This is a genomic window from Sulfurimonas sp. NWX79 (assembly GCF_039667035.1).
GTDB lineage: Bacteria > Campylobacterota > Campylobacteria > Campylobacterales > Sulfurimonadaceae > Sulfurimonas > Sulfurimonas indica.
In genome coordinates this window covers 26748-34415 of sequence record NZ_JALCZL010000020.1, presented here as the reverse complement: position 1 = coordinate 34415, position 7668 = coordinate 26748, and the positions used below count along the sequence as shown (strand labels likewise).

Annotated in this window: 8 protein-coding genes; 5 read left to right on the top strand and 3 right to left on the bottom strand. The window is 38.8% G+C overall.

The features are described 5' to 3' along the window. Window positions 1–778 (bottom strand): flagellin (locus MNY27_RS08620; protein ID WP_346392158.1); only part of this gene is annotated, 778 nt, incomplete at its 3' end. Window positions 779–985: 207 nt separating this feature from the next. On the opposite strand from MNY27_RS08620, the gene topA reads away from it, so the two are divergent. From topA to MNY27_RS08595, 5 genes are read left to right on the top strand one after another with little or no spacing between them, the layout of a single operon-like run. Further along, on the top strand, window positions 986–3217 hold the full coding sequence (gene topA / locus MNY27_RS08615; RefSeq protein WP_152183226.1) for a type I DNA topoisomerase: 2232 nt from the start codon (window positions 986–988) through the stop codon (window positions 3215–3217). Between the two features lie 2 nt (window positions 3218–3219). Continuing rightward, entirely contained in the window at window positions 3220–3732 is a 513-nt protein-coding gene (locus MNY27_RS08610) for a YfcE family phosphodiesterase (RefSeq protein WP_152183225.1), read from the top strand. A gap of 5 nt (window positions 3733–3737) precedes the next feature. Then, on the top strand, window positions 3738–4586 hold the full coding sequence (locus MNY27_RS08605) for a biotin synthase (protein WP_152183224.1): 849 nt from the start codon (window positions 3738–3740) through the stop codon (window positions 4584–4586). A gap of 4 nt (window positions 4587–4590) precedes the next feature. Further along, window positions 4591–5769, top strand: coding sequence for a cation:proton antiporter (locus MNY27_RS08600; RefSeq protein ID WP_152183223.1), 1179 nt, complete (start codon window positions 4591–4593; stop codon window positions 5767–5769). After that, complete coding sequence (locus MNY27_RS08595) at window positions 5766–6098, top strand: AMMECR1 domain-containing protein (RefSeq protein ID WP_152183222.1); 333 nt, start codon at window positions 5766–5768, stop codon at window positions 6096–6098. Before MNY27_RS08600 ends, MNY27_RS08595 begins: the two co-directional genes overlap by 4 nt. Here MNY27_RS08595 and MNY27_RS08590 read toward each other — a convergent pair. Next, window positions 6095–7048, bottom strand: coding sequence for an NAD(P)-binding domain-containing protein (locus MNY27_RS08590; RefSeq protein ID WP_152183221.1), 954 nt, complete (start codon window positions 7046–7048; stop codon window positions 6095–6097). The genes MNY27_RS08595 and MNY27_RS08590 overlap by 4 nt on opposite strands. Window positions 7049–7140: 92 nt before the next feature. Then, window positions 7141–7668: a peptide-methionine (S)-S-oxide reductase MsrA gene (msrA, locus tag MNY27_RS08585; protein ID WP_152183220.1), complete on the bottom strand. Its 528-nt coding sequence runs from the start codon at window positions 7666–7668 to the stop codon at window positions 7141–7143.

The window sequence follows — 7668 nt, the reverse complement described above, 5'->3', positions numbered from 1 at the left end:
CAGCATTCGCCTGACTCATTGCATATGAACCAGATTGTGCTAAGATATTTCTTTTGTTGAAGTTTGCAGACTCAGCAGCAAAGTCAACATCACGAATTTGAGATTCAGCAGCAGTAATATTAACTTGTGCTATAGAGTTATTTCTAACTGTAGATTCAAGTTGGTTTTGTGCAGCACCTAATTTTGCTCTTAGTGTATCGATTGTTGCAATTGCACCATCCATTGCACTGATTGTCGCTTCAGCAGCAGACTGAACGCTAACATTTGCAGAACCTAAAACACTTGATGCTGTCATAGAATCAATTGTAGTTTTTGTAACTTCACCCTCATAAGCACCAACGTGGAAAGTAAAACTACTATCTGTAAAGATAGATTTACCATTAAATTTAGTTTGTGTATTGATAAAGCTAGCAGAACTGATAAGACGATCAATCTCAGTTTGGATATAGCTTCTTGAAGCAGTATCTTGCGTATCATTGGCAGCTTGAACTGCAAGTGTTCTAATACGCTGAGCAATATTTGTATACTCTTGCAATGCACCATCAGCAGTCTGAATAAGACCGATTGCATCATTTGCATTTCTCATCGCTTGCCCCAGACCTTGAGACTGAGCTGAGAGTTTATCAGCAATTGCCAAACCAGCTGAATCATCAGCAGCACGGTTGATTCTTAAACCTGAAGATAATCTATTCAAACTTTTATCAAGCTGAATGTTATTCATTGTAGCATTACGCCACGCATCCATCGCACCGATGTTTGTGTTAATTCTAAAACCCATAATAAATCCTTTTCTATGGAAGAGTTAAAAACTCTTATTTTTTATTTATCTTTAGGCATCCTTGCCCGAGACTATAACAATATCGTCAGCCAAAAAAATAACTTTAGAAATTTTAGAAATTTTTTTTAATTTTTACAATTTTATATTTTTTAGGTACACTTCCACAATCAAAAAACAAATCACTATACTATATATAGGAAGAACGTATTGAACTTAATTATCGTCGAATCACCTGCTAAAGCTCGTACAATCAAGAACTTTTTGGGCAAGGGTTATGATGTAATAGCATCAAAAGGGCACATCCGCGACCTGCCAAAATCCCGTTTTGGAATCACCATAGATGAAGAACATCATCAAATCATTCCAAAATACTCTGTAGCAAAAGAGAATGCTCCAACCGTTAAAGAGATACGCGAAAAAGCCAAAAAGGCTGATACTATCTATATCGCGACCGATGAGGATCGCGAAGGAGAAGCTATTGGGTGGCATATTGCACATGCAATCAAAAAAGATCCAGAGGAACTACCACGTATTGTCTTTCACGAGATTACAAAAGGTGCTATAAAACACGCTTTAGAGTCTGCGCGCAAGATTGATATGAAAATGGTAAATGCTCAACAGGCTCGTCGTCTTCTTGATCGTATAGTAGGTTATAAACTCTCTCCTCTTTTGGCCTCAAAGATTCAAAAAGGTCTTAGTGGTGGACGTGTTCAGAGTTCAACACTCAAACTTGTAGTAGATCGTGAACGTGAGATAAAAGCATTTGTACCACAAGAGTACTGGTCAATCGATACTGTTTTTAAAACAAACATCGATGCAAATCTCATCGTGCATAAAGGTAAAAAGCTCTCAAAACTCTCTATAGAGAACAAAGAACAAGCTGATGCAATTACAGCAAGTGTCAAAGCTGATGATTTTACAATAGCAAAGATTGAGACAAAACAGAGAAAAAGTTCGACGCCTCCACCATTTATGACCTCAACACTGCAGCAGACTGCATCTAGTAAGCTCGGGTTTACTCCAAAAAAGACGATGATGATTGCACAAACTCTCTATGAGGGTGTAAAAACTCCAGATGGTACATCAGGGGTCATCACATACATGAGAACTGATTCACTCAATCTCGCAAGCGAAGCTGTTGGTGCAGTTCGCGGCATCATTGAGAATCGTTACGGTAAAAAATATCTTCCGAAAAATCCGAAAGTTTATACGAAAAAAGCAAAAGGTGCTCAAGAAGCTCACGAGGCTATTCGCCCTACTATGCTTCAGTTTACTCCAGAGGTAGCAGTAAAATATCTTAAACCAGATGAGATAAAACTCTACCGTCTTATCTATGAGCGTTTTATGGCATGTCAGATGGAAGATGCACTTTTTGAGCAACAAAGTATCATCTTTAGAGGCAATGAAAATGAATACCGTGCAAGTGGTAGAAAACTCATTTTTGACGGTTTTTATGCAGTAACAGGTACAGAAGACAAAGATAAACTCCTTCCAACTCTCAAAGAGGGTGACAAAGCAGAGATTCAAAGCATCAAACCAGAGCAGCATTTCACGGAACCTCCGGCACGTTACTCAGAAGCTAGTCTGATTAAAAAGCTTGAGACCGAAGGTGTTGGTCGTCCATCAACTTATGCACCGACAATTGCAACACTTTCAAACCGTACTTATGTGACGATAGAGAAAAAACAGATCATTCCTACAGAAGTTGCTTTTACTGTAACAGAGATTTTAGAGAAACACTTTCCTAACATTGTAGATATCAACTTTACGGCAACAATGGAGGAAAAACTCGATGAGATTGCAGAAGGTAAAGAGGATTGGCAAAAGCTTTTAATTGACTTCTATGAAGAGTTTATGAAACAGATAGAAGAGGGAAAAGAGAAGATAGTATCACTTAAAGTTGCTAAACCGTTAGGGCGTAACTGTCCTAAATGTGGTTCGGAACTGCTCCTTCGCTCAGGTCGTTTTGGCCAGTTCATCGCCTGTAGCGGCTTTCCTAAATGTAAATACACAGAGCAGTGTGATGAAGAGGGGAACCCGGTAGAGAAAAAAGAACAAACCGCAGAAGACAAATGTGAGAAGTGTGGTTCTGATATGATTGTTAAAAACGGTCGTAACGGTCAGTTTTTAGCATGTTCTAACTACCCAGAGTGTAAAAATACAAAAAGCATAAATGTTGAAGAAAAGGTAAGTGAGACACCTTGTCCTGACTGTGGTGGAAAAATTTCACTTAAAAACTCACGTAGAGGACCTTTTTGGGGATGTGAGAACTATCCTGATTGTAAATTTATCTCTAAGTTTGAACCAACTACTATCAAATGTAAAGAGAAGGATTGTTCTGGTGTTTTAGCACCACGTACATACAGAAACAAAGAAGTATATGAGTGTGTCAAATGTAAAGCACGTACTCCACGCCAAGAGATAGACGAGCAAAAATAGTTATGAAGATAGGTCTGCTCTCAGATACCCACTCTAAAATCAACAAGGCAAAAAAAGCCCTTGATTTTCTTGTAGAAAATGGAGCTGAGTTTATCATTCATGCTGGTGATATCGTTGAACATGAGATACTTGAGCTTCTAGCAAACTGTGGTAAACGCTACATCGCAGTCTATGGAAATAATGATGCTCATTTAGTGCACCATCACAACAATTATCATCTTGTTCAAGAACCTTACTATTTCAAACTTGCAGAGACTACTTTCAAACTAATGCATCTTCCATTTTATATGACACCTGATGCAGAAGTTATCATCTTTGGACATACACATCAGTTTGAAGTAGAGTTTAAAGGTGGGTCACTTTATCTTAACCCCGGTGAAGTTTGTGCAAGGAAAAAAGCACTCTCGGAGTGTGCCATACTTGAAGTTAAATCAAACAAATTTATAGTAAACTACTATACTCAAAAGAAAAAAGATGAGTTTTCTCTCAAGAAGAGTTATGAATTTAAAAGGTAAAAATAGTGGATAAAAAGATATTTTTATGTTCCATCTGTAATATTAACAGCGGTACATGTAAAGAAGATTGTAAATTTTGTTCACAGAGTGTCCGCTATAAAGCAGATATCGAGCGTTACATACAGAAACCAATTGAAGAGATTCAAAAAGAAGCTATTGCAGCACGAGATAACGGAGCACTTGGATTTTGCTTGGTCACTGCCGACAAAGGACTTAACGATAAAACACTTAACTTTGTCTGTGAAGTGGCTCACGCAGTCCAAAAAGTTGCACCCCAACTACGCCTCATCGCCTGCAATGGGACGGCAACATTAGAGCAACTTCTAGTTTTAAAAGAAGCAGGTATCAAAGCCTATAATCATAATCTTGAAACCAGTGAGGCCTTTTATCCACAAATCTGTACAACACACCCATGGAGTGAGCGTTATGAGACTTGTCAAAATGTAAATAAAGCGGGTATGGTTCTCATCACCGGCGGAATCTTTGGTCTTGGAGAGTCCGAGGAGGACAGAATCTCTATGCTAGAGTCTCTAGCATCACTGAACCCTACTTCTGTACCGATTAACTTCTATCATCACAATGAAGCACTGCAACTCTCACCCAATCCGCTTACAGTCGATGAGGCACTCTCACTTATCAAGCTGACACGCCAGATGATTCCTCAAGCTCAGCGTATTATGGTTGCAGGTGGACGTGAACTTATGTTTGGTGAGCGTCAAAATGAGATCTTTGATGCAGGTGCGAACTCCATTGTCATCGGTAACTACCTGACAACTGCTGGAAGAGCAATGAATAAAGACCTTGAAATGCTAGACTCTTTAGGACTTGACATTGCTAAGAGTGTAACAGGCTAAGATTATGACACAAACTCTAAGCGATAACATTGTTTTAATTACAACAATATCGCTTATCATTATGTTCTCTCCTTTTATTGCAAAGAGTCTCAAGCTCCCTACTACCCCTATTGAGATCATCTTAGGCTCTTTACTTGGTTATGTCGGTTTCTTACATAATGAACACCTTTTTGACATTGTTGCGGAGCTTGGATTTTTATACCTGATGTTTATAGCCGGGACAGAGATTAATCTTAAAAACGTACTTAAAACACCAACACACACCATTAAAAAAGTAGCACTCTATCTGACTTTTTTATACCTCTTCTCCATCGCCTTTTCCATGCAGTTTCATCTTGGAAAAATCTTTATGGTGCTTCTGCCGCTTATCTCTGTCGGGCTTGTAGCTTCTTTGGCAAAAGAGTATGGTAAAACCCCGTGGATTACACTTTCGATGACCGTTGGTGGTATCGGTGAAGTAGTAAGTATCGTGATTTTAACAATTACCTCAGCTGCTCTACAGTCTGGTATTGGACTTGGGCTTTTTCAAACGATTATGGCGCTCATTGCCTTTATCTTTTTTATGTTTCTTATTTTTCGTGCGATGCAGCTACTTTTTTGGTGGTTTCCAAAGGTCTCACTCGCACTTATGCCACATGAAGATAATAAAGAACAAGATATTCGTCTAAGTATGGGTATCTTTTTTCTACTTGTCGGGGCTATGCTCTACCTGCATCTTGAGCTTGCATTTGGGGCTTTCTTGGCTGGTATCTTCATCCCAACTTTTTTTGAGCATAAACATGAGCTTCCTGAAAAACTCGCCTCTTTTGGTTTTGGACTTTTGATTCCTATCTTTTTTATTCACATTGGAAGCTCATTTAACTTGGATGCACTTTTACTTACTGGACTTATTGAAAAGGCAGTCATTATTACCGTTGTTATGATTTTGATGCGTGTTTTCGCCTCTTTGGTTTTTATCAAAGACTTAGGAGTTTGGGATTCTCTTTTACTTGGTCTCTCTCATGCAATGCCGCTTACGCTTCTTATCGCGATGGCAACACTTGCCTACACTGCCAACTCAATTGATAAACTACACTACTATGCCTTCATTTTAGCGGCCCTCTTTCAAGTCATCAGTGTTATGATTATGATCAAGCTCATTAATATTTACAAAAGTAAAGAAGAGCAAAAGAGTCTCGCATGAATCATCCGCTTCTTATTCAACTGGCTCATGACTCTATCATCGAAGTCCTGCAGTCAAAAAACAGTATAGATAAAAAGGCACTTTTAAAAGAGTATCCACTTTTAGGTGAAACACTGCCGATAACGCTTAAGATTTTTTTGGATGATGAACTACGTGGCTATTATGAGGATATGGCGCATCTCTCACTACTTGACAATATCGTAGTAGGAGCAAAAAAAGCGGCTTTTGAAGATATAAACTTCACGCCGCTTACACTCAGTGAGTATTTTGAAATCGAGATAGAAATCTCCCTCCAAACACCGGAGGGAGTTATCTCCCATAGAGCTTAACAGCAATGTTTAATATGGCACGCTATAGCATAACCGTGATTTAATCCAAGAGCAATACTTCCTCCACTCTCCTGTGTGATGTCACCTGCTACAAAGAGGCCTTCTACATTCGTCTCATAATGCTCATCATGGACCGGTTTGCCATCTTCTTCTTTGATGCCTGAGCTTGAAAGAAAAGCACTTGGTGTTGTCCCTCCGATTGCATAGATAACTCTGTCATAGATTTCCGGTTCAATCTCAGAAAAAAGTACTTTTATCCTCCCATCTTCTGTAGCTTCAAGCCCATCAATGTTTACACCTAAGATAGGACGGACTTCATTATGTGCTATAGCATTGGCGATATCTCTTTGATTTGTCGGATTTGCACGACGGAATGTCTCCCGGCGATAACAGATTGCCACATCATTGTTAGCACTCAAGTCAACTGCATACTCAACCGCACTGTCTCCTCCACCAACAACTAAAATCTTCTCGCCACTCCCACACTCATCTGTTGTATAGTTCACTTTTTTACGAATAGCAGGTGGAATCTTATAACTTGGTTTATTTGGTTTTCCCATACGGCCAATGGTGACGACGACATATTTTGCCTTAATGCTTTTTCCAGCCATATGCACTTCAAAATAGCCATCTTTTTTCTCAATACCTGTCACTTCAACATGCGTTTGCAACTCAACAGAGTGATTTTTAAGAATCTCATCAAAAAAATCGAGTGTTGTCTCTTTTGTACCATCTATAAAGTAGATATTGCCATCAAGTTCAACTTTTTGACCTTTCCACTCAACATCAACACGCTTGTTGTCTTTATAATACTTTCGTATGGTTGAATTATGATTTTCATCTTTTTCAAGAAGTATGATATTTCTCACACCCTGAAGATAACTCTCAACAGCAGTTGCAATTCCTGCAGGTCCTGCACCGACAATAGCCAATTCATAAATTTCATTCATCTATAACTCCTAGTTTTTCAAATCCCTCTTACTCTTTGATGAACAAGTTTAGCATATTTTAGAGTTAATGTCATATAACTATTAAGAAATCCCTAAATAAGCTGCTCTGGAAACTGCATCATAAACTTTTGTAGTTTTGGGGCAATGACAACTTGACAATATCCCTGCTGTGAATTAAGATTATAATAGTTCTGATGATATGGCTCAGCTGGGTAAACCTCACCCAAAGGACTTACCTCAGTTACAATTTTATCAGCAAACTCTGCTTGATGTTTTTCAATGGACTCTTCAATGACTTTTTTCTCATCTTCATTAGCATAATAAATAACAGAGCGATATTGTGTTCCTTTATCGGCACCCTGTTGGTTCAGTGTCGTCGGGTCGTGAATGACAAAGAAAATATCCAAAATCTCAGATAAACTTATAACATCTGCATCATAGCTAATGTCAACTACTTCCGCATGGCCCGTTGCACCGGAACAGACATTCTCATAGGTCGGATTTGGTCTTGCACCACCTGTATAAGCACTCACTGCGGAGAGCACCCCTTTTACATTTCTATAAACTGCTTCAATACACCAAAAACACCCACCACCTAATACTATTCGCTCTTTTCTCAT

Excerpts from the sequence above, each read along its gene's own strand:
- MNY27_RS08610 (WP_152183225.1), top strand. The coding sequence starts at position 3,220 with ATGAAGATAGGTCTGCTCTCAGATACCCACTCTAAAATCAACAAGGCA.
- MNY27_RS08600 (WP_152183223.1), top strand. The coding sequence starts at position 4,591 with ATGACACAAACTCTAAGCGATAACATTGTTTTAATTACAACAATATCG.
- MNY27_RS08595 (WP_152183222.1), top strand. The coding sequence starts at position 5,766 with ATGAATCATCCGCTTCTTATTCAACTGGCTCATGACTCTATCATCGAA.
- MNY27_RS08590 (WP_152183221.1), bottom strand. The coding sequence starts at position 7,048 with ATGAATGAAATTTATGAATTGGCTATTGTCGGTGCAGGACCTGCAGGA.
- msrA (WP_152183220.1), bottom strand. The coding sequence starts at position 7,668 with ATGAGAAAAGAGCGAATAGTATTAGGTGGTGGGTGTTTTTGGTGTATT.